General features: G+C 71.7%; 24 protein-coding genes. 18 read left to right on the top strand and 6 right to left on the bottom strand.

Translation table 11 applies throughout. The features are described from left to right. The first annotated feature begins 118 nt into the window (after positions 1-118). The 15 genes from hrcA (at position 119) to QBL25_RS15565 (ending at position 15,746) form a co-directional block, all read left to right on the top strand. Positions 119-1,135 carry a heat-inducible transcriptional repressor HrcA gene (hrcA, locus tag QBL25_RS15635; RefSeq protein WP_351160429.1) on the top strand — a complete coding sequence of 339 codons (1,017 nt, stop codon included), beginning with the start codon at positions 119-121 and terminating at the stop codon, positions 1,133-1,135. Further along, positions 1,136-2,272: a molecular chaperone DnaJ gene (gene dnaJ, locus QBL25_RS15630; protein ID WP_249589974.1), complete on the top strand. Its 1,137-nt coding sequence runs from the start codon at positions 1,136-1,138 to the stop codon at positions 2,270-2,272. Between the two features lie 171 nt (positions 2,273-2,443). Further along, complete coding sequence (locus tag QBL25_RS15625) at positions 2,444-3,541, top strand: nitronate monooxygenase (protein ID WP_409057650.1); 1,098 nt, start codon at positions 2,444-2,446, stop codon at positions 3,539-3,541. Next, the gene (locus QBL25_RS15620; protein WP_409057649.1) at positions 3,538-4,287 is read left to right on the top strand and encodes a 16S rRNA (uracil(1498)-N(3))-methyltransferase; all 750 of its coding nucleotides are present in this window, start codon (positions 3,538-3,540) and stop codon (positions 4,285-4,287) included. Before QBL25_RS15625 ends, QBL25_RS15620 begins: the two co-directional genes overlap by 4 nt. A 124-nt stretch (positions 4,288-4,411) precedes the next feature. Continuing rightward, on the top strand, positions 4,412-4,987 hold the full coding sequence (locus QBL25_RS15615) for a hypothetical protein (RefSeq protein ID WP_409057648.1): 576 nt from the start codon (positions 4,412-4,414) through the stop codon (positions 4,985-4,987). Positions 4,988-5,032: 45 nt separating this feature from the next. After that, complete coding sequence (locus tag QBL25_RS15610) at positions 5,033-8,314, top strand: S41 family peptidase (protein ID WP_409057647.1); 3,282 nt, start codon at positions 5,033-5,035, stop codon at positions 8,312-8,314. Positions 8,315-8,505: 191 nt separating this feature from the next. Next, positions 8,506-8,859, top strand: coding sequence for a histidine triad nucleotide-binding protein (locus tag QBL25_RS15605; protein WP_409057646.1), 354 nt, complete (start codon positions 8,506-8,508; stop codon positions 8,857-8,859). Between the two features lie 6 nt (positions 8,860-8,865). Continuing rightward, a complete protein-coding gene (locus tag QBL25_RS15600; protein ID WP_409057645.1) occupies positions 8,866-9,774 on the top strand; it encodes a ribonuclease Z in 909 nt (302 codons plus the stop codon). Positions 9,775-9,787: 13 nt separating this feature from the next. Next, a complete protein-coding gene (locus QBL25_RS15595) occupies positions 9,788-10,789 on the top strand; it encodes an adenosine deaminase (protein WP_409057644.1) in 1,002 nt (333 codons plus the stop codon). An 83-nt stretch (positions 10,790-10,872) separates the two neighbouring features. Then, a complete protein-coding gene (locus tag QBL25_RS15590) occupies positions 10,873-11,976 on the top strand; it encodes a carbohydrate kinase family protein (RefSeq protein WP_409057643.1) in 1,104 nt (367 codons plus the stop codon). 149 nt (positions 11,977-12,125) lie between these two features. Continuing rightward, positions 12,126-13,160 (top strand): PhoH family protein, encoded by a 1,035-nt coding sequence (locus QBL25_RS15585; RefSeq protein WP_409057642.1) that lies wholly within the window; start codon positions 12,126-12,128, stop codon positions 13,158-13,160. A 13-nt stretch (positions 13,161-13,173) separates the two neighbouring features. After that, entirely contained in the window at positions 13,174-13,671 is a 498-nt protein-coding gene (gene ybeY, locus QBL25_RS15580; protein ID WP_409057641.1) for an rRNA maturation RNase YbeY, read from the top strand. A gap of 7 nt (positions 13,672-13,678) precedes the next feature. Further along, positions 13,679-14,980 (top strand): hemolysin family protein, encoded by a 1,302-nt coding sequence (locus tag QBL25_RS15575; protein ID WP_409057640.1) that lies wholly within the window; start codon positions 13,679-13,681, stop codon positions 14,978-14,980. Further along, positions 14,977-15,330 (top strand): MmcQ/YjbR family DNA-binding protein, encoded by a 354-nt coding sequence (locus tag QBL25_RS15570; protein ID WP_409057639.1) that lies wholly within the window; start codon positions 14,977-14,979, stop codon positions 15,328-15,330. The genes QBL25_RS15575 and QBL25_RS15570 overlap by 4 nt, the downstream gene beginning before the upstream one ends. Positions 15,331-15,392: 62 nt before the next feature. After that, the gene (locus QBL25_RS15565; protein ID WP_409057638.1) at positions 15,393-15,746 is read left to right on the top strand and encodes a cytidine deaminase; all 354 of its coding nucleotides are present in this window, start codon (positions 15,393-15,395) and stop codon (positions 15,744-15,746) included. A 125-nt stretch (positions 15,747-15,871) separates the two neighbouring features. Here QBL25_RS15565 and QBL25_RS15560 read toward each other — a convergent pair whose 3' ends face one another. Further along, positions 15,872-16,210 carry a P-II family nitrogen regulator gene (locus QBL25_RS15560; protein WP_409057637.1) on the bottom strand — a complete coding sequence of 113 codons (339 nt, stop codon included), beginning with the start codon at positions 16,208-16,210 and terminating at the stop codon, positions 15,872-15,874. After that, a complete protein-coding gene (locus tag QBL25_RS15555) occupies positions 16,207-17,520 on the bottom strand; it encodes an ammonium transporter (protein ID WP_409057636.1) in 1,314 nt (437 codons plus the stop codon). Before QBL25_RS15555 ends, QBL25_RS15560 begins: the two co-directional genes overlap by 4 nt. A 180-nt stretch (positions 17,521-17,700) precedes the next feature. Between QBL25_RS15555 and era the strand changes: the two genes are divergently transcribed. Then, complete coding sequence (era, locus tag QBL25_RS15550) at positions 17,701-18,669, top strand: GTPase Era (protein ID WP_409057635.1); 969 nt, start codon at positions 17,701-17,703, stop codon at positions 18,667-18,669. 19 nt (positions 18,670-18,688) lie between these two features. On the opposite strand, the gene QBL25_RS15545 is transcribed toward era, so the two are convergent. The 4 genes from QBL25_RS15545 to QBL25_RS15530 form a co-directional block, all read right to left on the bottom strand. Continuing rightward, positions 18,689-19,936: an MFS transporter gene (locus QBL25_RS15545; RefSeq protein ID WP_409057634.1), complete on the bottom strand. Its 1,248-nt coding sequence runs from the start codon at positions 19,934-19,936 to the stop codon at positions 18,689-18,691. After that, the gene (locus QBL25_RS15540) at positions 19,933-21,297 is read right to left on the bottom strand and encodes a GH1 family beta-glucosidase (RefSeq protein WP_409057633.1); all 1,365 of its coding nucleotides are present in this window, start codon (positions 21,295-21,297) and stop codon (positions 19,933-19,935) included. The genes QBL25_RS15545 and QBL25_RS15540 overlap by 4 nt, the downstream gene beginning before the upstream one ends. 74 nt (positions 21,298-21,371) lie before the next feature. Further along, positions 21,372-21,638, bottom strand: a complete 267-nt coding sequence (locus QBL25_RS15535; protein ID WP_409057632.1) for a protealysin inhibitor emfourin — start codon at positions 21,636-21,638, stop codon at positions 21,372-21,374. Between the two features lie 25 nt (positions 21,639-21,663). Then, a complete protein-coding gene (locus QBL25_RS15530) occupies positions 21,664-22,734 on the bottom strand; it encodes a M4 family metallopeptidase (RefSeq protein WP_409057631.1) in 1,071 nt (356 codons plus the stop codon). A 297-nt stretch (positions 22,735-23,031) separates the two neighbouring features. On the opposite strand from QBL25_RS15530, the gene leuA reads away from it, so the two are divergent. After that, entirely contained in the window at positions 23,032-24,759 is a 1,728-nt protein-coding gene (gene leuA / locus QBL25_RS15525) for a 2-isopropylmalate synthase (RefSeq protein WP_409057630.1), read from the top strand. Positions 24,760-24,955: 196 nt separating this feature from the next. Continuing rightward, on the top strand, positions 24,956-25,690 hold the full coding sequence (locus tag QBL25_RS15520; protein ID WP_409057629.1) for a TerB family tellurite resistance protein: 735 nt from the start codon (positions 24,956-24,958) through the stop codon (positions 25,688-25,690). The last annotated feature ends 7 nt before the right edge of the window (positions 25,691-25,697 follow it).

Genomic DNA, 25,697 nt, shown 5'->3' with positions numbered 1-25,697 from the left:
GTCGTACCTCGCGGCCGTACACTGGGCGCGGTGCGGACTGGCACTCACCTGCGGGGAGTGCCAGGCAGGGCCGCGGGGCAGACAGGTCTCAGGGTGAAAAGGTGGAGGTGTTGCGCGGATGCTCAGTGAACGCAGGCTCGAAGTGCTGCGTGCCATCGTCCACGACTACGTCGGCACCGAGGAGCCCGTCGGCTCCAAGGCGCTCACCGAGCGCCACAGCCTCGGCGTCTCCCCGGCGACGGTCCGCAACGACATGGCGGCACTCGAGGAGGAAGGGTTCATCGCCCAGCCCCACACGAGTGCGGGCCGCATCCCGACCGACAAGGGGTACCGCCTCTTCGTCGACCGGCTCGCGGGCGTCAAGCCGATGGCGGCCCCCGAGCGCAGGGCCATCCAGAACTTCCTCGACGGCGCCGTCGACCTCGACGACGTCGTGGCGCGCACGGTGCGGCTGCTCGCGCAGCTGACCCGGCAGGTCGCGGTCGTGCAGTATCCGTCCCTCACGCGGTCGACGGTGCGGCACGTGGAACTGCTCTCGCTGGCTCCGGCCCGGCTGATGCTCGTGCTGATCACGGACACGGGCCGGGTCGAGCAGCGCATGATCGACTGTCCGGCGCCGTTCGGCGAGACCTCGCTCGCGGATCTGCGGGCGCGGCTGAACAGCCGGGTCGCGGGCCGCCGCTTCGCGGACGTGCCGCAGCTGGTGCAGGACATGACGGAGTCCTTCGACGCGGAGGACCGGGGCACGGTGGCGACGGTGCTCTCCACCCTCCTGGAAACCCTCGTCGAGGAGACGGAAGAGCGGCTGATGATCGGCGGAACGGCCAATCTCACCCGCTTCGGACATGACTTTCCCCTCACCATCAGGCCCGTCCTGGAGGCTCTTGAGGAGCAGGTCGTCCTGCTCAAGTTGCTCGGCGAGGCCACGGATTCGGGCATGACCGTACGGATCGGTCACGAGAACGCCCATGAGGGACTCAGCTCTACGTCCGTGGTCTCCGTCGGCTACGGTTCGGGCAGCGAGGCAGTAGCCAAACTCGGCGTGGTCGGCCCGACCCGCATGGACTATCCGGGAACGATGGGAGCAGTACGCGCAGTGGCACGTTACGTCGGACAGATCCTGGCGGAGTCGTAAGTGGCCACGGACTACTACGCCGTACTAGGCGTGCGCCGCGACGCTTCCCAGGACGAGATCAAGAAGGCCTTCCGGAGGCTTGCGCGAGAGCTTCACCCGGACGTCAATCCGGATCCGAAGACTCAGGAGCGCTTCAAGGAGATCAACGCCGCGTACGAGGTGTTGTCGGACCCGCAGAAGAAGCAGGTCTACGACCTCGGCGGTGACCCGCTGTCCCAGGCGGGCGGCGGCGGTGCGGGCGGTTTCGGGGCCGGTGGCTTCGGCAACTTCTCGGACATCATGGACGCGTTCTTCGGCACGGCGTCGCAGCGTGGCCCCCGGTCGCGCACGCGCCGCGGCCAGGACGCCATGATCCGGCTCGAGATCGACCTGGACGAGGCGGCCTTCGGGACCACCAAGGACATCCAGGTCGACACGGCCGTCGTCTGTACGACCTGCAGCGGTGAAGGTGCCGCCCCGGGGACGTCCGCTCAAACGTGTGACATGTGCCGCGGTCGCGGTGAGGTGTCGCAGGTGACGCGGTCCTTCCTCGGCCAGGTCATGACGTCCCGGCCGTGCCCGCAGTGCCAGGGCTTCGGCACGGTCGTGCCCACCCCCTGCCCCGAGTGCGCCGGCGACGGCCGCATCCGGTCGCGGCGGACGCTCACCGTGAAGATCCCCGCCGGTGTCGACAACGGCACGCGGATCCAGCTCGCGGGCGAGGGCGAGGTCGGCCCCGGCGGCGGCCCCGCCGGCGACCTGTACGTGGAGATCCACGAGCTGCCGCACGCCGTGTTCCAGCGGCGCGGGGACGATCTGCACTGCACGGTCACCATCCCCATGACGGCCGCGGCTCTGGGCACCAAGGTGCCCCTGGAGACGCTGGACGGCCTGGAGGAGGTCGACATCCGGCCGGGCACGCAGTCCGGCCAGTCGGTGCCGCTGCACGGCAGGGGCATCACGCACCTGCGGGGCGGCGGACGCGGTGACCTCATCGTGCACGTCGAGGTCCTCACGCCGAGCAAGCTGGACGCGGAGCAGGAGCGGGTCCTGCGGGAGCTGGCGCAGCTGCGGGGCGAGGAGCGGCCCACCGGGCAGTTCCAGCCGGGTCAGCAGGGTCTGTTCTCGCGCCTCAAGGACGCGTTCAACGGGCGGTAGCGCCTTGAGCAGTGCCTCGGCGCCCCCGGCAGCGGTTCACCCCGTGCCGGGGGCGCTTCGTCTTGTGCGGTCGCGGGCGGTCGTGGGCGGTAGTGGGCTGCTCGCGCAGTTCCCCGCGCCCCTTCCGGGGCACGATTCGGCGGCCCGCCCGGGGCATGGCACGATGCGTTCATGTCCACCGCACTGACCGATCTCTGCCGCCTTCCGATCGTGCAGGCCCCCATGGCGGGCGGCGCCTCGTGCCCGCAGCTCGCCGCGGCCGTCTGCGAAGCAGGGGGGCTCGGGTTCCTCGCCGCCGGGTACAAAACGGCCGACGGGATGTATCAGGAGATCAAACAGTTGCGGGGGCTCACCAGCCGCCCGTTCGGCGTGAACCTCTTCATGCCCCAGCCCGAGTACGCGGACGCCGCGGCCGTCGACGTCTACCGCAACCAGCTCGCCGGTGAGGCCTCCTGGTACGAGACGCAGCTCGGCGACCCGGACAGCGGCCGCGACGACGGCTACGACGCCAAGCTCGCCATCCTCGTCGAGGACCCGGTGCCGCTGGTCTCCTTCACCTTCGGCTGCCCCACCCGGGACGTCTTCGACGCCTTCGCGCGGGTCGGCACGATCACCGTCGCCACCGTCACCTCGCCCGAGGAGGCGCAGACCGCCCAGTGGTCCGGCGCCGACGCCGTGTGCGTGCAGGGCATCGAGGCGGGCGGCCACCAGGGCACGCACCGCGACAACCCCGAGACGGACGGCGCCGGGCTCGGCCTCCTCTCGCTCATCGCGCAGGTGCGCGAGACCGTGCAGATCCCGATCGTCGCGGCCGGCGGCCTGATGCGCGGCTCGCAGATCGCCGCGGTGCTCGCGGCCGGCGCGGACGCCGCGCAGCTCGGCACGGCCTTCCTGGTCTGCCCCGAGTCGGGTGCCAACGCCCTGCACAAGCAGGCCATGACCAACCCGCTGTTCACCCGCACCGAACTGACCCGGGCCTTCTCGGGCCGCCCCGCCCGCGGCCTGGTCAACCGCTTCATGCGCGAGCACGGCCCGTACGCCCCCGCCGCCTACCCCCAGGTCCACCACCTCACCAGCGGTCTGCGCAAGGCCGCGGCCAAGGCCGGGGACGCGCAGGGCATGGCGCTGTGGGCGGGGCAGGGCCACCGCATGTCGCGGGAGCTGCCCGCCGGGCAGCTCGTGGAGGTCCTCGCGGCCGAACTGGCCGAGGCGAAGGACGCGTTGGCGGCCGGCGGACAGCAGGGCGCCGAGCCCGGGAGCGAGGCGTGACCGCACCCGTCTTCGTCGTCGAGAGCTTCGCGGACACCGCCGCGGGCGGCGCCGGACGCCATGTGCTCGACGGCCCCGAAGGGCGCCACGCCGTCTCCGTGAAGCGGCTGCACGCCGGTGAGGACGTCGTCCTGACCGACGGCGCCGGACGCTGGGCCGACTGCGTGGTCCTGGACACCGAGGGCAAGGACCGGCTGATCCTGCGGATGGACCCCGTAAGGGAGCAGGCGCCGCAGGAGCCCCGCATCACCGTCGTACAGGCGCTGCCCAAGGGGGATCGCGGTGAGCTCGCCGTCGAGACCATGACGGAGACCGGCGTCGACGCGATCGTGCCCTGGTCCGCGGCGCGCTGCATCACGCAGTGGAAGGGCGAGCGCGGGCTCAAGGCGCTCGGCAAGTGGCGTGCCACCGCGCGCGAGGCGGGCAAGCAGTCACGCCGGGTGCGCTTCCCCGAGATCGCGGACGCCATGACGACCAAGCAGGTGGCGGCGCTGCTCGCCGCCGCCGACTTCGCCGCGGTCCTGCACGAGGAGGGCAGCGAGCCGCTCGCCACGGCGGACCTCCCGGCGGCCGGGCACATCGTCCTGGTGGTCGGCCCCGAGGGCGGTGTGTCCCCGGACGAGCTCGCGGCCTTCGCCGACGCGGGAGCGTCCCCCTACCGCCTGGGGCGCAGCGTGTTGCGTACGTCGACCGCGGGGACGGCGGCGGCCGCGCTGCTCCTGGGGCGCACGGGCCGCTGGTCCTGAACCCCTCGGGAGTGGACGCAAAGGGGACTGTCGTCGGGCCGCCCGCGGTGGCACTCTGCCACCCATGGGGGCATTGAGGCGCTTACGTGATCATTCGGTGGGTCCGCGCGGGCGGAGCCGGCGGGTGCTGTACGCCGTCGGGTGCGCGGGGGCGGCGGCGATCGGGCTCGCCGCGTGCGATCCGGCGGACGGCGGCATGAACACCGCGGCCATCGCGATCACCACCGACCGGACGGCGACCAAGGAGCTGGAGTCACAGCACCTCGACGTGCTGTGGATCAGCTGCACCGCCCGCTACGAGAACAAGGACGCCTCGTCCAGCGGCTCACCGGACCGCGAGGCCGTCGCCACCGTCGACTGCCAGGGGCAGGCCAAGGACGGCAAGAACGGGAACGACACCAGCGACATCACCGTCAAGGGCTCGGTGTGGTCCGTCGTCGACGGCCACTGCGTACGCGGGAACCTGACCGCCAAGGTCGACGGCAAGGAGTGGTTCCGGGTCGACGTGCTCGGCAACTGCTCCGGGGGCGACGACGGGAACGGCGACAGCGGGGGCTCGGGCGGCGACGACGGCGACGACGGTGACAACGGCGGTGACCAGCCGGATCAGCCGCCCACGGCGACCGTCACGGTGACCGTGACGCCCGACCCGCCGCCGCAGGAGCCCGACCCGACCTGCTCGTGCTTCAAGGGCAAGTGATCCAAAACCCTGTCCGGCGCCGTCGGGGCTGCCTAGGCTGGCTCTGTGACACTGACTGGGCACCCTGCGTATCTCCGGTTTCCGCACCTGCGCGGCGAGTTGGTCGCCTTCACCGCCGAGGACGACGTCTGGGTCGCTCCTCTCGAAGGGGGCCGGGCATGGCGCGTCAGCGCCGACAACGTCCCGGTGAACCACCCCCGCATCTCCCCGGACGGCACGACCGTCGCCTGGACGTCCACGCGGGACGGCGCCCCCGAGGTGCACGTCGCCCCGGTCGACGGCGGCTCCTCCCGGCGCCTCACGTACTGGGGCAGCGCACGCACCTCGGTGCGGGGCTGGACCCCGGACGGGCGGGTCCTCGCGGTCAGCACGTCCGGCCAGGCCTCGCTGCGCCGCAGCTGGGCGCGGGCCGTGCCGCTGGACGGCGGGCCCGCCGACACCCTGCCGTACGGCATCGTCGGAGACGTCGCGTACGGCCCCGAGGAGGGCCAAGTGCTGCTGCTCTCCGCGCCGATGGGCCGCGAGGCCGCCTGGTGGAAGCGGTACCGCGGCGGCACGGCGGGCAAGCTCTGGATCCGGCGCGGGGACACCGCCGGTGAGGGCGGCGAGGGCGGCGAGGCCCGTTTCGCACGCGTCCACGAAGAGCTCGACGGCAACATCGAGTACCCCCTGTGGGTGGGCCTGGGGGCTTCCCCCGCGGGCGCGGAGCCGAAGGCCTCGGGCCGCATCGCCTTCCTCTCCGACCACGAAGGCGTCGGCGCCGTCTACTCCTCGCTGCCCGACGGCTCCGAGCTGCGCCGGCACACGGACATCGACGGCTTCTACGCCCGGCACGCGGCCACCGACGGCACCCGCGTCGTGTACGTGTCGGCGGGTGAACTCTGGATCCTGGACGACCTGGTGGACGCCGAGCCGCGCCGCGTGGACGTCCGCCTCGGCGGCCAGCGCACCGACCTCCAGCCCCACCCGGTGGCCGCCTCCCGCTGGTTCGGCGCCGCCTCCCCCGACCACACCGGACGCGGCAGCGCCGTCTCGGTGCGCGGCGGCGTGCACTGGGTGACCCACCGCGAAGGCCCCGCCCGCGCGCTCGCCGCCGAGCACGGGGTGCGCGCCCGGCTGCCGCGCACGTTCCGCGTCGACGGCGAGGAACACGTGGTCTGGGTGACGGACGCGGAGGGCGACGACGCGCTCCAGTTCGCGCCGGCCACCGGGCTCGCGCCGGGCGGCACCCCGCGCCGGATCGCCGCCGGGCAGCTGGGCCGGGTGCTCGCGCTGGCCATGGCCCCGGACGGCAGCAGGGCCGCCGTCGCCTCGCACGACGGCCGGGTGCTGCTGGTCGAGCGGGAGAGCGGCGAGGTGCGCGAGGTCGACCGCGGGGAGCACGGGGACGCCACCGGGCTCGTCTTCTCGCCGGACTCGGCCTGGCTCGCGTGGTCGCATCCGGGGCCGCGTCCGCTGCGGCAGCTGAAGCTGGCGAACACGGCCGATCTCTCGGTGTCCGAGGCGACACCGCTGCGGTTCCGGGACTACGCGCCCGCGTTCACCCTCGACGGCAAGCACCTGGCGTTCCTGTCCGCGCGGGCCTTCGACCCCGTCTACGACGAGCACGTCTTCGACCTGGCCTTCGTCGGCGGCTCGCGGCCCCACCTGATCACGCTGGCCGCCACGACGCCCTCGCCCTTCGGGCCGCAGCGGCACGGGCGGCCGTTCGAGGCGCCCGACAAGGACGAGACCCCGGACAGCGAGGGCTCGCCCGTCACCCGCATCGACCTCGACGGGCTCGCCGACCGCATCGTGCCGTTCCCGGTCGAGGCCGCCCGGTACTCGACCCTGCGGGCCGCCAAGGACGGCCTCCTGTGGCTGCGGCACCCCGTGCGGGGCGTCCTGGGCGCCTCCCGCGCCGCCCCGTCCGACCCCGACCCGCGGACCGAGCTCGAACGCTACGACCTCGTCCAGCAGCGCATCGAGGAACTGGCCTCGGACGCCGACCACTTCGCGGTCAGCGGAGACGGCAAGCGGGTGCTGCTGTGGGCCGACGGCAAGCTGAAGGTCGTGCCGAGCGACCGGCGGGCCTCGGGCGACGAGAGCTCCGACTCGAACATCACCGTCGACCTCACACGGGTCCGGCAGACCGTCGACCCCGCCGCCGAGTGGCGCCAGATGTACGACGAGGCCGGGCGCCTCATGCGGGACAACTTCTGGCGGCCCGACCTGGGCGGGGTCGACTGGGACGGCGTCCTGGAGCGGTACCGCCCGGTGCTCGGCCGGGTGGCCACCCACGACGACCTCGTGGACCTGCTGTGGGAGGTCGCCGGGGAGCTCGGCACCTCGCACGCGTACGTCGTCGGAGGCGGGTCCTGGGGGAGCGCGGCCGTGCGGCAGGGGCTGCTCGGGGCGGACGTCTCGCGGGGCGAGGACGGGGTGTGGCGCATCGACCGCATCCTGCCGTCCGAGACGTCCGACCCGGCGGCCCGCTCGCCGCTCGCCGCGCCCGGGGTCGCCGTGCGGGCCGGGGACGCGCTGCTGGCCGTCGCGGGGCGGCCCGTCGATCCGGTGACGGGTCCCGGGCCGCTGCTCGTGGGGACGGCGGGCAAGCCGGTGGAGCTGACGGTGTCGCCCGCGGGCGGCGGCGATCCGCGGCACGCGGTGGTGATCCCCGTCGACGACGAGGAGCCGCTGCGGTACCACGCCTGGGTCGTGGACCGGCGGGCGTACGTCCACGAGCGGTCGGGCGGCCGGCTCGGCTACCTGCACGTGCCGGACATGCAGGCCCCCGGCTGGGCGCAGATCCACCGGGACCTGCGGGTGGAGGTGGCGCGCGACGGCCTGGTGGTGGACGTCCGGGAGAACCGCGGCGGGCACACGTCCCAGCTGGTGGTGGAGAAGCTGGCCCGGAAGATCGTCGGATGGGACCTGCCGCGCGGCACGCGTCCCTACAGCTACCCCGCGGACGCGCCGCGGGGCCCGGTGGTCGCCGTGGCCAACGAGTTCTCCGGCTCGGACGGGGACATCGTGAACGCGGCGATCAAGGCTCTGGGGATCGGGCCCGTGGTGGGGACGCGGACGTGGGGCGGCGTCATCGGCATCGACAGCCGCTACCGCCTGGTGGACGGGACGCTGGTGACCCAGCCGAAGTACGCCTTCTGGCTCGAGGGGTACGGATGGGGCGTCGAGAACTACGGGGTCGACCCGGACGTGGAGGTGGTGACGACCCCCGAGGACTACGCGGCGGGCGGCGACCCGCAGCTGGACGAGGCGATCCGCTTGGCCCTCGCGGCCCTGGAGACGACCCCGCCGAAGACGGCTCCGGAGCTGCCGGGGGCTTGAGATCACTGCGGGCCAATCGGGCGAGAAAGGCCCGTTCGGCAAGGGAAGCCCGCGGGGCAATCGGGCGGGCGGGCGGGAGAGGCCCGTTCGGCAAGGAGAGACCGCGGGGCCCCGAGGGAGGGAGGCTTGGCGTGGGCGCAGCCCGGATAGCATGCGGGGGCCAGTGAATCAGCGAGGACCGGAGGCGCCCGATGGCGGGAGAACCGCAGGCTGACTGCCTGTTCTGCAAGATCGTCGCAGGGGAGGTCCCCGCGACCCTCGTCCGGGAGACGGACACGACCGTCGCCTTCCGCGACATCAACCCCCAGGCCCCCACCCACGTCCTGGTCATCCCCAAGGCGCACTACCCGGACGCCGCCTCCCTCGCCGCCGCCGAACCGGCCGTCGCCGCCGACGTGCTGCGCGAGGCGGGCGAGGTCGCCGCCGAGGAGAAGGCGGAGAGCTACCGCATCGTCTTCAACACCGGCTCCGGCGCCGGACAGACCGTCTTCCACGCGCACGCCCACGTCCTGGGCGGACGCGGCCTCCAGTGGCCTCCGGGATAACTCGCCTTGTCCGTACGCGAACTGGTGGTCCTCGGCACCGCGAGCCAGGTCCCCACCCGGCACCGCAACCACAACGGCTACGTCCTGCTCTGGGACGGCCAGGGCATCCTCTTCGACCCCGGTGAGGGCACGCAGCGGCAGATGCTGCGGGCCGGGATCGCCGCGCACGACCTGCACCGGATCTGCGTCACGCACTTCCACGGCGATCACTCCCTGGGGCTGCCGGGGGTCATCCAGCGGATCAACCTGGACCGGGTCCCGCACGACGTGACCGTCCACTTCCCCCGCTCCGGCCAGCACTTCTTCGACCGCCTGCGGTATGCCACCGCCTACCGCGAGACGGTCGCCCTCGTGCAGGAACCCGTCTTCGAGGACGGGTGCCTGGCCCGCACGCCCTCCTTCGCGCTGGACGCGGTCAAGCTCTCGCACCCCGTCGAGTCCTTCGGCTACCGCCTCACCGAGCCCGACGGCCGGCGGATACGCCCACAGCTGCTCGCCGAGCACGGCATCACCGGACCCGACGTGGGGCGCCTGCAACGGGAAGGCACGCTGCGGGGCGTCTCGCTCGACGACGTGAGCACGGTCCGGCGGGGGCAGAAGTTCGCCTTCGTGATGGACACCCGGCTCTGCGACGGCGTCCGCGCCCTCGCGGACGGCTGCGACATGCTCGTCATCGAGTCCACCTTCACGGACGAGGACCACCGGCTCGCGGCGGATCACGGTCACCTGACCGCGGGGCAGGCCGCCCGGGTCGCCGTGGACGCCGGCGTCCGGCACCTCGTGCTGACCCACTTCAGCCAGCGCTACCCCGACCCCGGCATTTTCGAGCAGCAGGCCCGGGACGCGGGATTCGACGGTGAACTCACCGTCGCGCAAGACCTGCTGCGTGTACCTCTGCCCAAACGAACCACCTGAGCGAGCCGCCGTCATGCCCCTTCCCAAAGCCGAACTCCACCTCCACATCGAGGGGACCCTCGAACCCGAGCTGGCTTTCTCCCTCGCCGCCCGCAACGGCGTCACCCTGCCGTACGCGGACACCGAAGAGCTGCGCAAGGCCTATCTCTTCGACGACCTCCAGTCCTTCCTCGACCTGTACTACGGGCTGATGGCCGTCCTGCGGACCGAGGCGGACTTCGAGGAGCTCGCCGACGCCTATCTGGCGCGGGCCGCCCGGCAGGGCGTGCGGCACGCCGAGATCTTCTTCGACCCGCAGGCGCACATGGTGCGCGGCGTCGCCATCGGGACGGTGATCGAAGGGCTCGGGCGCGCCCTGGACCGCAGCGTGGAGCGGCACGGGATCTCGACCAAGCTCATCATGTGCTTCCTGCGCGACGAGTCCGCCGCCTCCGCCCTTGAGACGCTGGAGGCCGCCAAGCCCTACCTGGACCGGATCACCGGTGTCGGCCTCGACTCCGCGGAGGTCGGCCACCCGCCCGCCAAGTTCCGCGAGGTGTACGAGGCGGCGGCCGCGCTCGGCCTGCGCCGGGTCGCGCACGCGGGCGAGGAGGGCCCGCCGGCGTACATCGCGGAGGCCCTGGACGTCCTGGGCGTCGAGCGCATCGACCACGGGCTGCGGTGCATGGAGGACGCGGAGCTGGTGGAGCGGCTCGTGCGCGACCGCATCCCGCTGACGCTCTGCCCGCTGTCCAACGTCCGGCTGCGCGCCATCGACGTGCTCGAAGAGCACCCCCTCGCGCGCATGATGGACGCCGGGCTGCTGTGCACGGTGAACTCCGACGACCCCGCGTACTTCGGCGGCTATGTCGACGACACCTTCCACGCCGTACGGGAAGCGCTGGCGCTCGGCCAGGAGCGGCTGCGGGAGCTCGCGCGGAACTCCTTCGAGGCGTCCTTCCTCGACGGGAGCCCGGCGGACGAGGCCCTGCGGTCGGCGTACCTCGCCGAGGTCGCGGCGTACTCCTTCGACTGACCGGGTCCCCGAACCGAAGCCCGGGGCGGACGCCGGGCGGGCTGCGACCGGCCCGTCCGGCGTTCGTCCGTTACCGTCCCTGCATGGTCGTACCTCTCAAACCCAGCATCGACCCGCTCAAGGGAGCCCGCAGAGCAGGCGATCCGCCCTGTGACGTCTTCCTGACCGGCACGGTCTTCCTCGACATCATCTTCACCGGCCTCGACTCCGCGCCCGTCCGCGGCACCGAGTCGTGGGCGCGCGGCATGGGATCGAGCCCCGGCGGCGTGGCCAACATGGCGACCGCGCTGGCCCGCCTTGGCCTGCGCACCTCGCTGGCGGCCGCGTTCGGGGACGACCACTACGGCGAGTACTGCTGGGACGCGCTCGAACAGGGCGAGGGCATCGACCTCGCCACGTCACGCACCGTGCCCGGCTGGCACTCGCCGGTGACCGTCTCCATGGCGTACGAGGGCGAGCGGACCATGGTGAGCCACGGCCACGAGCCGCCGCCCGACGCCGACTCGCCCGAGGGCGGCGCCCCGGAGTGCCCGCCCCGCGCGCGGGCCGCCGTCGCCTCCCTGACGCCCGGCACCCGCGCCCCGTGGATCGCCGAGGCCGCCCGCACCGGCACGCGGATCTTCGCCGACGTGGGCTGGGACGACACCGGGCGCTGGGATCTGGCGGGGCTCGCGGACCTGGCGCACTGCGAGGCCTTCCTGCCGAACGCGGAGGAGGCCATGCGGTACACCCGCACGCAGTGCCCGCGGGCCGCGGCCCGGGCGCTGACCGAGCACGTGCCGCTCGCCGTGGTGACGCTGGGCGCGGAGGGGGCGTACGCGGTGGACGGGCGGACCGGCGAGACCGCCGAGGTGCCGGCCATCGCGGTCGAGGCCCTCGACCCCACGGGGGCCGGTGACGTGTTCGTGGCGGGCTTCGTGACCGGCACGCTCGCCGGATGGCCCCTCGCGGACCGGCTCGCGTTCGCCGGGCTGACGGCCGCCCTCTCCGTACAGGAGTTCGGGGGGTCCCTCTCGGCGCCCGGCTGGGCCGAGGTCGCCACGTGGTGGCGGACCGTGCGCGAGGTCGACGACCAGGACCCGGTGGCACTGCGCCGCTACGGCTTCCTGGAGGGCCTGCTCCCGGAGGCCACCCGCCCGTGGCCGCTGCGGCGCGCGGTGCCCACGATCGGGTTCCGTTCGGCGTAGCCGGGGCACAAGGTCGCACAGATGTACGTGACCGGAGTGGAAAAGCCCTACGGCCGTGACAGTGGTGCGTCGTACTCTTGGCAGTGCAAGGCTGTCGAGCGGCCACCAAGCCCCGCATGAGGAGGATGAGCAGGCCTAAGTGCCGGCCCATGACTCAGTCACCCACAGCTCGTACCCCGGCCCAGGGTCAGGCCCGAGCCCACTTCACCGTCCCGGCCAACCACCCGATGGTGACGGTGCTCGGCTCCGGAGACGCCCTGTTGCGCGTGATCGAGAAGGCCTTCCCGGCGGCCGACATCCATGTCCGGGGCAATGAGATCAGCGCTGTCGGTGAGGCCCATGAAGTCGCCCTCATCCAGCGGCTTTTCGACGAGATGATGCTGGTGCTCCGCACCGGTCAGCCGATGACGGAGGACGCAGTGGAACGCTCGATCGCCATGCTCAGGGCGGACGAGGCAGGAGAGGGCGACGGTCCGGAGACCCCGGCCGAGGTCCTCACGCAGAACATCCTCTCGTCCCGCGGACGCACGATCCGCCCCAAGACGCTCAACCAGAAGCGGTACGTCGACGCGATCGACAAGAACACCATCGTCTTCGGCATCGGCCCCGCGGGCACCGGCAAGACCTATCTCGCCATGGCCAAGGCCGTGCAGGCCCTCCAGGCCAAGCAGGTCAACCGCATCATCCTGACCCGCCCCGCCGTCGAGGCCGGCGAGCGGCTCGGCTTCCTGCCGGGCACGCTCTACGAGAAGATCGACCCGTACCTGAGGCCGTTGTACGACGCGCTGCACGACATGCTCGACCCCGACTCGATCCCGCGCCTGATGGCGGCGGGCACCATCGAGGTCGCTCCCCTGGCGTACATGCGCGGCCGCACGCTCAACGACGCCTTCATCATTCTCGACGAGGCGCAGAACACCAGCGTCGAGCAGATGAAGATGTTCCTCACCCGCCTCGGCTTCGAGTCGAAGATCGTGATCACGGGCGACGTCACCCAGGTCGACCTGCCGAACGGCACCAAGTCCGGTCTGCGGCAGGTCCAGGACATCCTGGAGGGCATCGACGACGTGCACTTCTCGCGGCTCACGTCCCACGATGTCGTACGGCACAAGCTCGTCGGCCGTATCGTCGACGCGTACGAGAAGTACGACGACAGCCAGCAGAGCAAGAAAAACGGGAAGTAGCGGAAGCCGCACCATGTCGATCGACGTCAACAACGAATCCGGAACCGAGGTCGACGAGCAGGCGATCCTCGACATCGCCCGCCACGCCCTCGCGCGGATGCGCATCCACCCGCTCTCCGAGCTCTCGGTGATCGTCGTGGACGCCGACGCCATGGAGCAGCTCCACATGCAGTGGATGGACCTGCCGGGACCGACGGACGTCATGTCCTTCCCGATGGACGAGCTGCGTCCGCCGGCCAAGGCGGAGGAGGAGCCCCCGCAGGGCCTCCTCGGCGACATCGTGCTCTGCCCCGAGGTCGCCCTCAGGCAGGGCAAGGAAGCCCCCACGGAGCACTCCATGGACGAGGAGCTCCAGCTGCTCACCGTCCACGGAGTGCTGCACCTGCTGGGCTATGACCACGAGGAGCCGGACGAGAAGGCCGAGATGTTCGGCCTCCAGGCGGCCATCGTCGACGGCTGGCGTGCCGAGAACGGCCTGACCGGGCCCTCTCCCGCCCCGACCGTCTCGTAGGGCGGCCATGAGTTTCCAGCTGATCGCGGGCGCCGTCGCCCTGGTCGTCGTCGCCTGGCTCGCGGCCTGCGCCGAAGCGGGCATCGCCCGCACCTCCAGCTTCCGGGCGGAGGAGGCGGTCCGCTCCGGGCGGCGCGGCAGCGCGAAGCTCGCGCAGGTCGCCGCCGACCCCACCCGCTATCTGAACGTCGCGCTCCTGGTGCGCGTCGCCTGCGAGATGGCGGCGGCGTCCCTGGTGACGTACGCCTGCCTGAACGAATTCGCCGAGACGTGGGAGGCGCTCGCCGTCGCCATCGCGGTGATGGTCCTCGTGTCGTACGTGGCCGTGGGCGTCTCGCCGCGCACCATCGGCCGCCAGCACCCGCTCAACACGGCGACGGCCGCGGCGTACGTCCTGCTGCCGCTGGCCCGCGTCATGGGCCCGATCCCGCCGCTCCTGATCCTCATCGGCAACGCGCTCACGCCCGGCAAGGGCTTCCGGCGCGGCCCGTTCGCCTCCGAGGCCGAGCTGCGGGCGATGGTCGACCTCGCCGAGAAGGAGTCGCTCATCGAGGACGACGAGCGCCGCATGGTGCACTCCGTCTTCGAGCTGGGCGACACCCTCGTCCGCGAAGTCATGGTGCCCCGCACGGACTTGGTCGCCATCGAGCGCTTCAAGACCATCCGGCAGGCGCTCACCCTCGCGCTGCGGTCCGGTTTCTCGCGCATCCCGGTGACGGGCGAGAGCGAGGACGACGTCGTCGGCATGGTGTACCTCAAGGACCTGGCCCGCAAGACGCACATCAACCGCGACAGCGAGGCGGACCTGGTGTCGACGGCGATGCGCCCGGCGACGTTCGTGCCCGACACGAAGAACGCGGGGGACCTGCTGCGCGAGATGCAGCAGGAGCGCAACCACGTCGCCGTCGTCATCGACGAGTACGGCGGCACGGCCGGCATCGTCACCATCGAGGACATCCTGGAAGAGATCGTCGGCGAGATCACCGACGAGTACGACCGTGAGCTGCCGCCCGTCGAGGAGCTCGCGGACGGCTGCTACCGCGTCACCGCGCGCCTGGACATCGGTGACCTCGGCGAGCTCTTCGGGCTCGACGAGTTCGACGACGAGGACGTCGAGACGGTCGGCGGTCTGCTCGCCAAGGCGCTCGGCCGGGTGCCGATCGCCGGGGCTTCGGCGCTCGTGCCGCTGCCGGACGGGCGGGAGCTGCGGCTCACCGCGGAGTCCGCCGCCGGACGGCGGAACAAGATCGTGACGGTGCTCGTGGAGCCGGTCGAGACCAAGGACGACGGCGAGGAGACCTCGGGGTGAGCCCGCAGGAGCTGCGCGCGTTCTGCCTGTCGTTCAACGACGTGGTGGAGGAGTTCCCGTTCGGGCCCGAGGCCTCGGTGTTCAAGGTCGCGGGCAAGATGTTCGCGCTGAGTTCGCTGGACGCGGCGCCGCTGAGCGTGAACCTGAAGTGCGAGCCGGACCTCGCGGTGCAGCTGCGCGAGGCGCACCCCGAGATCGTGCCGGGGTGGCACATGAACAAGCGGCACTGGAACACCGTGCGGGTGGCGGGGCTGCCGGACGCGATGGTCCGTGAGCTGGTCGAGGACTCGTACGACCTGGTGGTCGCCGGTCTCCCGAAGGCCGTGCGGCTGCGCCTCGACCGGCCCTAGGCGGGGCGCGGGCCGATGCACCCGGTGGCCGTCCGGCTCTCCTCGCTCCGTATGCTCGGCGCATGACCGAGAGTGCTGCGCTTGACGCCGAGGACCTGAAGATCGTGACGCTGGCTCGTTCGGCGCGGGCGCGGAACGGAGTGGCCGAGGGGGCCGCCGTGCGGGACGAGACGGGGCGGACGTATGTCGCCGGGACCGTCGCGCTCGCCTCCCTGGAGCTTTCCGCCCTGCGGACCGCCGTGGCGATGGCCGTCGCCTCCGGGGCGGAGTCGCTCGAGGCGGCTGCGGTCGTCTCTTCCGCGCAGGAGCTGTCCGCGCAGGACCTCGCCGCCGTGCGGGACCTTGGCGGGGCCGGGACGCCGGTGTTCCTGGCGGGGCCCGACGGGGCGGTCCGGGTGCGGGTTCAGGCGAACTGACTCATTCCCCGACCCCGCCCCTTCCCGAAAACCCGCTCGGCGCGGGGGCCTCGGCGCCGTCATTCACCGGCTTCGCCGAGTTCGTCCTCAAACGCCGGACGGGCTGAGATTCCCCTCCGGGAACATCACACCGCGTCCGGACCCCGCTCACCCGTCCGGACCCGGACCACCGTCTCCACCGGGACCGCCCACACCTTGCCGTCGCCGATCTTTCCCGTTGCCGCCGCGCGGACGATCGTGTCGATCACCAGGTCCGACTCGGCGTCGTCCACGACGACCTCGATGCGGACCTTCGGCACCAGGTCCACCTGGTACTCCGCGCCCCGGTACACCTCCGTGTGCCCCCGCTGGCGTCCGTACCCGCTCGCCTCGGTGACGGTGAGGCCCTGGACGCCGAGCTCCTGGAGCGCGGTCTTCACCTCGTCCAGGCGGAACGGCTTGATGACCGCGGTGATGAGCTTCATGAGGCCTTGCTCCCCTTCATCGGGCTGACCAGGACGCCGTGATCGTAGGCGGTCTCCGCGTGGTGCGTCTGGTCCAGGCCCGTCATCTCGTCCTCGGCGTCCGCGCGGAAGCCCATCAGCTTGTCGATCGCCTTGCCGACGCCGAACGTCACGGCGAAGGTGTACGCCGCCACGACAAGCACCGCCACCGTCTGCTTGCCCAGCTGGGCGAGCCCGCCCCCGTAGAACAGGCCCTCCGCGCCTTCCGTCATCGTGGCCGTCGCGAACAGACCGATCAGGAGCGTGCCGACGACTCCGCCCACCAGGTGCACGCCCACCACGTCGAGCGAGTCGTCGTAGTCGAAGCGGAACTTCCACGCCACGGCGTACGAGCAGACCACGCCCGCCGCCAGACCGACCACCGCGGCGCCCGGCACCCCGACCACCCCGCACGCGGGGGTGATCGCCACCAGGCCCGCCACCGCGCCCGACGCCGCGCCGAACGTCGTCGGGTGGCCGTCGCGCTTCTGCTCCACGAAGAGCCAGCCCAGCAGGCCCGTGCACCCGGCGAGCAGCGTGTTCAGGAGGGAGGCCGCCGCCAGGCCGTTGGCGCCGAGCGCCGAGCCGCCGTTGAAGCCGAGCCAGCCGAACCACAGCAGGCCCGCGCCCATCAGGACCATCGGCAGGTTGTGCGGACGCATCGCGTCCTTCTTGAAGCCGATGCGCGGGCCGATGACCAGGACGAGCGCCAGACCGGACGCGCCGGACGCGATCTCGACGACCAGGCCGCCCGCGAAGTCCAGCGCCCCGAGGGACGAGGAGATCCAGCCGTCCGGGCCCCAGACCCAGTGCGCCACGGGAACGTATACGAGCAGCGCCCAGACCGGCACGAAGACAAGCCACGCCGCGAACTTCGTGCGGTCGGCGATCGCGCCGCTGATCAGCGCCGTGGTGAGGATCGCGAAGGTGAGCTGGAACGTGGTGAACAGGAGGGTGGGAACCGTGCCCGTGAGCGTGCTCGGGCCGATGCCCGCGAGGCCGATGTGGTCGAAGCCGCCGATCAGTCCCGCGAAGGAGTCGTCGCCGAACGCGAGCGAGTAGCCGGCGAGCAGCCACACCACCGTGACCAGGGCGATCGACACGAAACTCATGAGCAGCATGTTGAGGACGCTCTTCGTGCGGACCATGCCGCCGTAGAAGAGCGCGAGGCCCGGCGTCATCAGGAGGACCAGGGCGGTGGCCGCGAGCAGCCAGGCCGTGTCTCCGGTGTCGGGACCCTTGGCCGAGGCCAGGGTGGTCGCGAGCGCGTGCGGCGCGTACAGGGTCTGCACGGGGAATCTCTCCTCCGGGTGGGGGCAGAGGGAGAGCGTCACGGCCCCGCGTTTCCGATCGGGCACCCCGGGGTTTCCGTCGTGTTTCGTGTTGCGGGGGAGTTTCCGTGACCTCACCGATACCGGCCGCGCGCCCGATCGGCGCCTCGGGGTGCTGCGGCCCTCCGTCGATCAGGGAGAATGGGCGGCATGAGCGTTCGTACCGAGTCATCCGAGCCGTCAGAATCGTCGGGGGCACCCCACCGCGCCGGCTTCGCCTGCTTCGTGGGCCGCCCCAACGCGGGCAAGTCCACCCTCACGAATGCTCTGGTCGGCCAGAAGGTGGCGATCACCGCGAACCAGCCGCAGACCACGCGGCACACGGTCCGCGGCATCGTGCACCGGCCGGACGCCCAGCTGATCCTGGTGGACACCCCCGGGCTCCACAAGCCGCGCACGCTGCTCGGCGAGCGGCTGAACGACGTCGTGCGGACCACCTGGGCCGAGGTCGACGTCATCGGGTTCTGCCTGCCCGCGAACGAGAAGCTCGGCCCCGGCGACCGGTTCATCGCCAAGGAACTGGCCGGCATCAAGAAGACCCCGAAGATCGCGGTCGTCACGAAGACCGACCTGGTCGACAGCAAGACCCTCGCCGAGCAGCTCATCGCCATCGACCAGCTCGGCAAGGAGCTCGGCTTCGAGTGGGCGCAGATCGTGCCGGTGTCCGCGGTCGGCGACCAGCAGGTCCAGCTGCTCGCGGACCTGATCGTCCCGATGCTCCCCAAGAGCCCGCCGCTCTACCCCGAGGGCGACCTCACGGACGAGCCCGAGCAGGTCATGGTCGCCGAGCTGATCCGCGAGGCCGCCCTTGAGGGCGTGCGGGACGAGCTGCCGCACTCCATCGCCGTCGTGGTGGAGGAGATGCTGCCGCGCGAGGACCGCCCCGCGGACAAGCCGATGCTGGACATCCACGCGAACGTCTACATCGAGCGCCCCAGCCAGAAGGGCATCATCATCGGCCCGAAGGGCAAGCGCCTCAAGGAGGTCGGGATCAAGTCCCGGCAGCAGATCGAGGCGCTCCTGGGCACCCCCGTCTTCCTGGACCTGCACGTCAAGGTCGCCAAGGACTGGCAGCGCGACCCGAAGCAGCTGCGCAAGCTGGGCTTCTAGAAGGCGCCCCGGCCCGCCGTTACTCCACGCCCCTGATCCGCGTCACAAGCAGCGCTCCCGCGAGCCCGATCACCGCCGCCACCAGGTACAGCACCCGGTAGCCGCCCAGGTGCGTCACGATCGGGGCCGCGAGGGCCGGTGCCGCCACCTGGGGCAGGGAGTTGGCGATGTTGATGACGCCCATGTCCTTGCCGCGGTCCATGGCCTTCGGCAGGACGTCGGTCATCAGCGCGAAGTCCACCGACGTGAAGACGCCGAAGCCGACCCCGAGCACGGCCGCCGCGACGAGCGCCCCCGGCCAGGTCTGCCAGCCGGACAGCAGGGCCGTCGCCACCGCCATCAGGACGCCCGACCAGAGCACGAACGGCTTGCGGCGGCCCACGCGGTCCGACAGGACACCGCCCACGACCACCGTCGCGAGCAGCGTCACGCCGTTCACGGCGGTGAGGATCAGGACGCCCTCGTCCGGGTCGGGGTGGTCGAGGCGGTCGCGCAGGTAGTACAGGAGATACAGCAGGACCAGGGCGTTGCTGAGGTTGATCAGGAAGCGGGTCAGCCAGGCCCAGCCCAGGTCCGGATGGCGGCGCGGGCTCAGCCAGAAGGCGGCGGCGAACGACCGCCACGCGAACGGCGGCCTGTCCTCGGGCGCCAGGCGCAGGTCCCGGTGGCGCAGGACGTACGGCAGGACGCCCACCAGCGTGAACACCGCGCACGCCGCGTACCCCGCCGCCACGCCCCCGGCCGCCGTCGCCAGGCCCGTGCCCACCACCACGCCCAGGAGCTGCGCGGCCCCGAGCCAGCCGCCCACCGAGCCCCGCTGGAGCCGCGGCACCCGGTCCGGTACGGCGGCCGTGACGGCGGCGAACGCGGCGTTCAGGGTGAGCTGGACCAGGCACCAGCCCGCCGCCATCCACCACACGGACCCGGCGGCCGACAGCAGCAGCAGCGCCGCCGCGCCGCCCGCCGTGCCCGCCACGATCCACGGGGTGCGCCGCCCGTGGCGCGACACCGTGCGGTCCGAGAGGGCGCCGAAGAGCGGGTTCGAGGCGAGGGACACCACGGCCCCCGCGCCCGCCACCCACGCCAGGACCGTCTCCTTGGACGTCCCGGCCGGTGCGAGGTCCTCCGCCTGGAGGGCGAGGAGGATCTGGAGCGGGCCGTACCAGCCCACCCAGATCGCCCCGTTGGCGAGCGAGAGCGCGGCCGTCCAGCTCCGCCCGACCCGCCGGGTCGGCTCGTCGAGCGCCGCGGCCGGCTCCGCGGTCATGGCCGTTGCGCCCGGAGCGCCTCGCGCAGCCACGCGTACGACGCCTTCGGGGTGCGGGTGAGGGCGGCCGGGTCCGCGAAGTCCACGTGGACGAGTCCGAAGCGCTGGCGGTAGCCCTCCGCCCATTCGAAGTTGTCCAGGAGGGACCAGACGAAGTAGCCGCGTACGTCGATCCCCGCCTCCATCGCCCGGTGCAGGGCGCGCAGATGGCCGTCCAGGTAGTCGATCCGCCGCTGGTCGTCGATTCCCTCGTACGAGCAGCCGTTCTCGGTGATCACCAGGGGCGGGAGGCGGTCGCCGTACCGGTCGCCCAGGCCCGTCAGGAGTTCGGTGAACGCCTCGGGGACCACCGGCCAGCCGAAGTCCGTCCGTGGATAGTCATCCAACTCCCTTGGGGAGAAAGGGAGTTCCTGGGGCAGCGTCAGGCCGGAGAATTCCGTCGCCGTGGGGAGCGGGGCGCCCACCTTCGTCGGCTGGTAGAAGTTGATGCCGTACCAGTCGACCGGCTCGGCGATCACCTTCAGGTCGGCCTCGACGTCGTCGCCCGGCATCAGCTCCGCGATGCCCTCCGGATAGCGGCCCAGGACGATCGGGTCGGCGAACAGGCGGTTGAGGAGCAGGTCGTAGAAGTCCGCCGCCTCCGTGTCCGCGGCCGAGGAGGACGCGGGCCAGGTGGGGCCGTGCGAGTTGGCGATGCCGATGTCCGTGACGCCCGCCGCGCGCAGCGCCCGTACGGCCAGACCGTGGGCGAGGAGCTGGTGGTGGGCCACCGGCAGCGCGTCGAACAGGAGGTGCTCGCCGGGTGCGTGCTGGCCGAGCGCGTGGCCGAGCAGGGTGTGCTCGGCGGGTTCGTTGAGGGTGATCCACTTCTGGGCGCGGTCACCGATGCGGGCGGCCACCACGGCCGCGTACTCGGCGAAGCGCTCGGCGGTGTCCCGCAGCCGCCAGCCGCCCCGGTCGGCGAGCGCGAGCGGGGTGTCCCAGTGGAAGAGCGTCGGGACGGGGCGCACGCCCGCCGCGCACAGCTCGTCGACGAGCCGGTCGTAGAAGTCCAGGCCCGCGGCGCTCACCTCGCCGCTCCCGCCCGGCAGCACGCGCGGCCAGGACACCGAGAAGCGGTAGGCGTCCACGCCCAACTCCGCGATGAGCGCGACGTCTTCGCGGTAGCGGTGGTAGTGGTCGCAGGCGACGTCGGCCGTGGTGCCGTCCTTGACCCGGCCCGGCACCGCCGTGAACGCGTCCCAGACCGAGGGGCCGCGCAGGCCGGCGGCGCCCTCGATCTGATGGGCCGACGTGGACACCCCCCACAGGAACTCGCGGGGGAACTGGGGGAGGGGTTCGCGCGCATCGCTCGCTGCCATGGGCGCGATCTTCCGTACGGCCGCGCACGGAAGTCAATGGGCGTACCTCAGAAAAGGTGAACACCGCTCAAGTTTTACGAACCCTCCTTCAGGACGCGCGTGATCAGCTTCCGCTGCGGCTCGGTCAGCCGGGGATCCGAGCAGTACACCGTGTGTCCGTCCACGGTGAGCTGGTAGCTGAAGCCGTCCGGCACCCCTATCGGCGGGGTGCTCCGGCCCTCGGCCACGGCCTGTTCGGCCAGGGCCTGCCACTCGTGGGCATCGGGCAGACCCGAGGTCTCGACCTCGGCGTGCCGCTCGATGCCCGCGAATCCTCCCGTGCGCTTCACCTGGATACGCATGGAACCTGTCTACTCCATGGGGAGGTCAGTTGGTAGGCACGCCGACCTGGGACCACGCCTTCAGGACAGCCCCGTGCTCCTCGCCCTCGCCGTACTTGTCGCGGGCGGCGGCCACGGTCAGCTTCGCGAAGTCCGCGAAGGAGGCGTCCTGGGCCAGTTCGCCGCCGGTCAGGACGGCGTACCAGATCTGTCCCGCGCGCTCCCAGGCGTTGCCGCCGAGCTCCTCGGCGAGCAGGTAGAAGGCGTGGTTGGGGATGCCGGAGTTGATGTGCACGCCGCCGTTGTCGCGGCCCGTGCGGACGTAGTGGTCCATGTCGGCGGGCTGCGGGTCCTTGCCGAGCACGTCGTCGTCGTAGGCCGTGCCGGGGGCCTTCATGGAGCGCAGGGCCTTGCCCGTGACGCGCGGGGCGAGCAGCCCGGCGCCGATCAGCCAGTCGGCCTCGGCCGCGGTCTGGCCGAGCGTGTACTGCTTGATCAGCGAGCCGAAGACGTCGGCGAACGATTCGTTCAGGGCGCCCGGCTGGCCGAAGTACGTGAGGTTCGCCGTGTACTGCACGACGCCGTGCGTCAACTCGTGGCCGATGACGTCCACGGGAATGGTGAAGTCGAGGAAGATCTCGCCGTCACCGTCGCCGAAGACCATCTGTTCGCCGTTCCAGAAGGCGTTCCCGTAGTCCTCGCCGTAGTGGACCGTCGCGTTCAGGGGCAGGCCGTTGCCGTCGATGGAGTTGCGCTGGTACGTCTTCAGGTACAGCTCGAAGGTCGCGCCGAGGCCGGCGTAGGCGCGGTTGACGGTCGCGTCCTTGCCCGGCTTCTCGCCCTCGCCGCGGACCTTGCGGCCCGGCAGCTCGGTCTTGTGCCGCGCGTCGTGGATCGTCCGGTGCGGTTTGTTCTCCGCGGCCTCCTTGGGCAGCGAGACGGAGGGGGCGCCGATGACCGTGGTCAGGCGCCGGTGGGTGCGCTCGATGGAGTCCCGTTCCAGCGTGCGGCGGGCGGGACCCGCGAGCGCGGCGTCGTCACTCTGGGCCAGAGTGTCGAGCACGTGGGGCGGAATGATGGTGCAGAAGACAGGCTCGAAGCCTGGATTGGCGGTCATGGCGGCAATGTGGCACTGGGTCATGCCGCTGTCACTACCTGCAACCATGATTAATGAAATAGAGGTATTGATCACCTCATACCCGTTACCTGACGGCGATCCCGCATACTGATACACACCCGCGCACACAGCGCGGCTCGGCTAGGCTGCGGAGCATCATGCGTTACGGGCTGCTTCTCCTTAGCTGCCGCGGCGAGGGCCTGTAGTCGAGGCCGACCCCCTCCCCGCGGAGTTCGGTGTTGCTCGCGAAGCGACCGTCGGCCGTCCTTAAGGACACTCCCGAGGAGCCCCCGCATCATGGCGATCAAGCCCAATCTCCAGCGCGCCACTTCCCTGCCGATCCACAAGTACGGCCAGTACGACCAGGTCGACATCCCCGACCGGACGTGGCCGGACAAGCGGATCACGGTCGCTCCCCGCTGGCTCTCGACGGACCTGCGGGACGGCAACCAGGCGCTGATCGACCCGATGTCCCCCGCGCGCAAGCGCGAGATGTTCGACCTGCTGGTCCGCATGGGCTACAAGGAGATCGAGGTCGGCTTCCCCTCCTCGGGCCAGACCGACTTCGACTTCGTACGGTCGATCATCGAGGACGGCGCGATCCCGGACGACGTGACGATCTCCGTCCTGACCCAGGCCCGCGAGGAGCTCATCGCCCGCACGGTCGAGTCGCTGGTCGGCGCCAAGCGCGCCACCGTCCACCTGTACAACGCGACCGCGCCCGTCTGGCGCGAGGTCGTCTTCCGCGGCTCGAAGGACGCGGTCAAGCAGATCGCCGTCGACGGCACCCGCCTGGTCATGGAGTACGCGGAGAAGCTGCTGGGCCCCGAGACGGTCTTCGGCTACCAGTACAGCCCCGAGATCTTCACCGACACCGAGCTGGACTTCGCCCTGGAGGTCTGCGAGGCGGTCTGTGACGTGTGGCAGCCCGCGGAGGGCCGCGAGATCATCCTGAACCTGCCCGCCACCGTGGAGCGCTCGACGCCCTCCACCCACGCGGACCGCTTCGAGTGGATGTCCCGCAACCTGACCCGGCGCGAGCACGTCTGCCTCTCCGTCCACCCGCACAACGACCGCGGCACCGCCGTCGCCGCCGCCGAGCTGGCCATCATGGCGGGCGCCGACCGCATCGAGGGCTGCCTGTTCGGGCAGGGCGAGCGCACCGGCAACGTCGACCTGGTCACGCTGGGCATGAACCTGTTCTCGCAGGGCGTCGACCCGCAGATCGACTTCTCGGACATCGACGAGATCCGCCGCACCGCCGAGTACTGCAACCAGATGGAGGTGCACCCGCGCCACCCGTACGCGGGCGACCTCGTCTACACCGCCTTCTCCGGCTCCCACCAGGACGCCATCAAGAAGGGCTTCGAGGCGATGGGCGTCCGGGCCGAGCAGCAGGGCAAGACGGTCGACGAGATCGAGTGGGCCGTCCCGTACCTGCCCATCGACCCCAAGGACGTCGGCCGTTCGTACGAGGCCGTCATCCGCGTCAACTCGCAGTCCGGCAAGGGCGGCATCGCCTACGTCCTCCAGAACGACCACAAGCTGGACCTGCCGCGCCGCATGCAGGTCGAGTTCTCGAAGATCATCCAGACGAAGACCGACACCGAGGGCGGCGAGGTCACCCCGGACGCGATCTGGAGCATCTTCCAGGACGAGTACCTGCCCAACCCGCAGAACCCGTGGGGCCGCATTCAGGTCAAGAACGGCCAGACGACCACGGACAAGGACGGCACCGACACGCTGACCGTCGAGGCCACCGTCGACGGCGCCGACACGGTCCTGACCGGCACCGGCAACGGCCCGATCTCGGCCTTCTTCCACGCGCTCCAGGGCATCGGCATCGACGTACGCCTCCTGGACTACCAGGAGCACACGATGAGCGAGGGCGCCTCCGCGCAGGCCGCTTCGTACATCGAGTGCGCGATCGGCGACAAGGTCCTGTGGGGCATCGGCATCGACGCGAACACGACACGTGCCTCGCTGAAGGCCGCGGTTTCCGCGGTGAACCGCGCGGCCCGCTGACCGGCGCCGCACGGTCACACCAGCAGATCGTCAAGCGCCGGACGGGCTCGAATGGGCCCGTTCGGCGCTTTTGCGTGGCGGCGTGTCCAGGTCGTCTACCGGCCATCTCTCGTACAGGGTGCTGACGCCACATCAACAATGTGGCTAACATCACGCCCAACGCGGCAATGTTGCCGGGGCGTTACGGAGGTGCGCGGTGCTGCCAGATCGGGGACGAAACGGCCGGGAATCCCGCATCTTCGCCACGCCCGTTTCCCGCGGGCGGGTCCTGCGAAGGCGTGTGCTCGGCGTGCACACGGCCTGGACCACCGTCGGGGACGGCGAGTTCTTCTGCCCGGGCTGCGGCGGTGACCGCAACTACCAGCGCCGCACCGGCCGGCGCCGCTTCGTCCTGCTCGGCGTCCCGGTCCTGCCGCGCGGCACGGCGGGCCCCATCGTCGAGTGCGCCGCCTGCGGCGACCACTTCGGCACGGACGTTCTCGGCCATCCCACGACCACCCGGCTCTCGGCCATGGTCCGCGACGCCGTGCACACCGTCGTCCTCGCGATCCTCGCCGCGGGCGGCACCTCCTCGCGCACGACGCTCGACGCGGCCGTCTGCGCGCTGCGCGGCGCGGGCTTCGACGACTGCCGCGAGGAGCAGCTCGTCGCGCTCGTCGACGCGCTCGCCGCGGACACCGGCCGCGCGACCGTCCCGGACTGCGGGCCCGGTCTGGCCATAGAACTCCACGAGGCGCTGGGCCCGTTGGCCCCGCACCTGGCGCCGGCCGGGCGTGAGGCGCTGCTGCTCCAGGGCGCGCGGATCGCGCTCGCCGACGGCCCGTACACCCCCGCCGAGCGCGAGGTGCTCGCCACGGCCGGCGGCGCGCTGACCATCGGCGCGGACGAGGTGACGCGGCTGATGGTGGCGGCACGCACGACGCACTTCTGAGCACGGG

Origin of the sequence: Streptomyces sp. SYP-A7185 (genome assembly GCF_046103685.1) — a bacterium.
Taxonomy (GTDB): domain Bacteria; phylum Actinomycetota; class Actinomycetes; order Streptomycetales; family Streptomycetaceae; genus Streptomyces.
This window is presented reverse-complemented; position numbering and strand designations above follow the sequence as displayed.

Excerpts from the sequence above, each read along its gene's own strand:
- hrcA (WP_351160429.1), top strand. The coding sequence starts at position 119 with ATGCTCAGTGAACGCAGGCTCGAAGTGCTGCGTGCCATCGTCCACGAC.
- QBL25_RS15625 (WP_409057650.1), top strand. The coding sequence starts at position 2,444 with ATGTCCACCGCACTGACCGATCTCTGCCGCCTTCCGATCGTGCAGGCC.
- QBL25_RS15605 (WP_409057646.1), top strand. The coding sequence starts at position 8,506 with ATGGCGGGAGAACCGCAGGCTGACTGCCTGTTCTGCAAGATCGTCGCA.
- QBL25_RS15595 (WP_409057644.1), top strand. The coding sequence starts at position 9,788 with ATGCCCCTTCCCAAAGCCGAACTCCACCTCCACATCGAGGGGACCCTC.
- QBL25_RS15590 (WP_409057643.1), top strand. The coding sequence starts at position 10,873 with ATGGTCGTACCTCTCAAACCCAGCATCGACCCGCTCAAGGGAGCCCGC.
- QBL25_RS15585 (WP_409057642.1), top strand. The coding sequence starts at position 12,126 with ATGACTCAGTCACCCACAGCTCGTACCCCGGCCCAGGGTCAGGCCCGA.
- ybeY (WP_409057641.1), top strand. The coding sequence starts at position 13,174 with ATGTCGATCGACGTCAACAACGAATCCGGAACCGAGGTCGACGAGCAG.
- QBL25_RS15575 (WP_409057640.1), top strand. The coding sequence starts at position 13,679 with ATGAGTTTCCAGCTGATCGCGGGCGCCGTCGCCCTGGTCGTCGTCGCC.
- QBL25_RS15565 (WP_409057638.1), top strand. The coding sequence starts at position 15,393 with ATGACCGAGAGTGCTGCGCTTGACGCCGAGGACCTGAAGATCGTGACG.
- QBL25_RS15560 (WP_409057637.1), bottom strand. The coding sequence starts at position 16,210 with ATGAAGCTCATCACCGCGGTCATCAAGCCGTTCCGCCTGGACGAGGTG.
- era (WP_409057635.1), top strand. The coding sequence starts at position 17,701 with ATGGGCGGCATGAGCGTTCGTACCGAGTCATCCGAGCCGTCAGAATCG.
- QBL25_RS15545 (WP_409057634.1), bottom strand. The coding sequence starts at position 19,936 with ATGACCGCGGAGCCGGCCGCGGCGCTCGACGAGCCGACCCGGCGGGTC.
- QBL25_RS15540 (WP_409057633.1), bottom strand. The coding sequence starts at position 21,297 with ATGGCAGCGAGCGATGCGCGCGAACCCCTCCCCCAGTTCCCCCGCGAG.
- QBL25_RS15535 (WP_409057632.1), bottom strand. The coding sequence starts at position 21,638 with ATGCGTATCCAGGTGAAGCGCACGGGAGGATTCGCGGGCATCGAGCGG.
- QBL25_RS15530 (WP_409057631.1), bottom strand. The coding sequence starts at position 22,734 with ATGACCGCCAATCCAGGCTTCGAGCCTGTCTTCTGCACCATCATTCCG.
- leuA (WP_409057630.1), top strand. The coding sequence starts at position 23,032 with ATGGCGATCAAGCCCAATCTCCAGCGCGCCACTTCCCTGCCGATCCAC.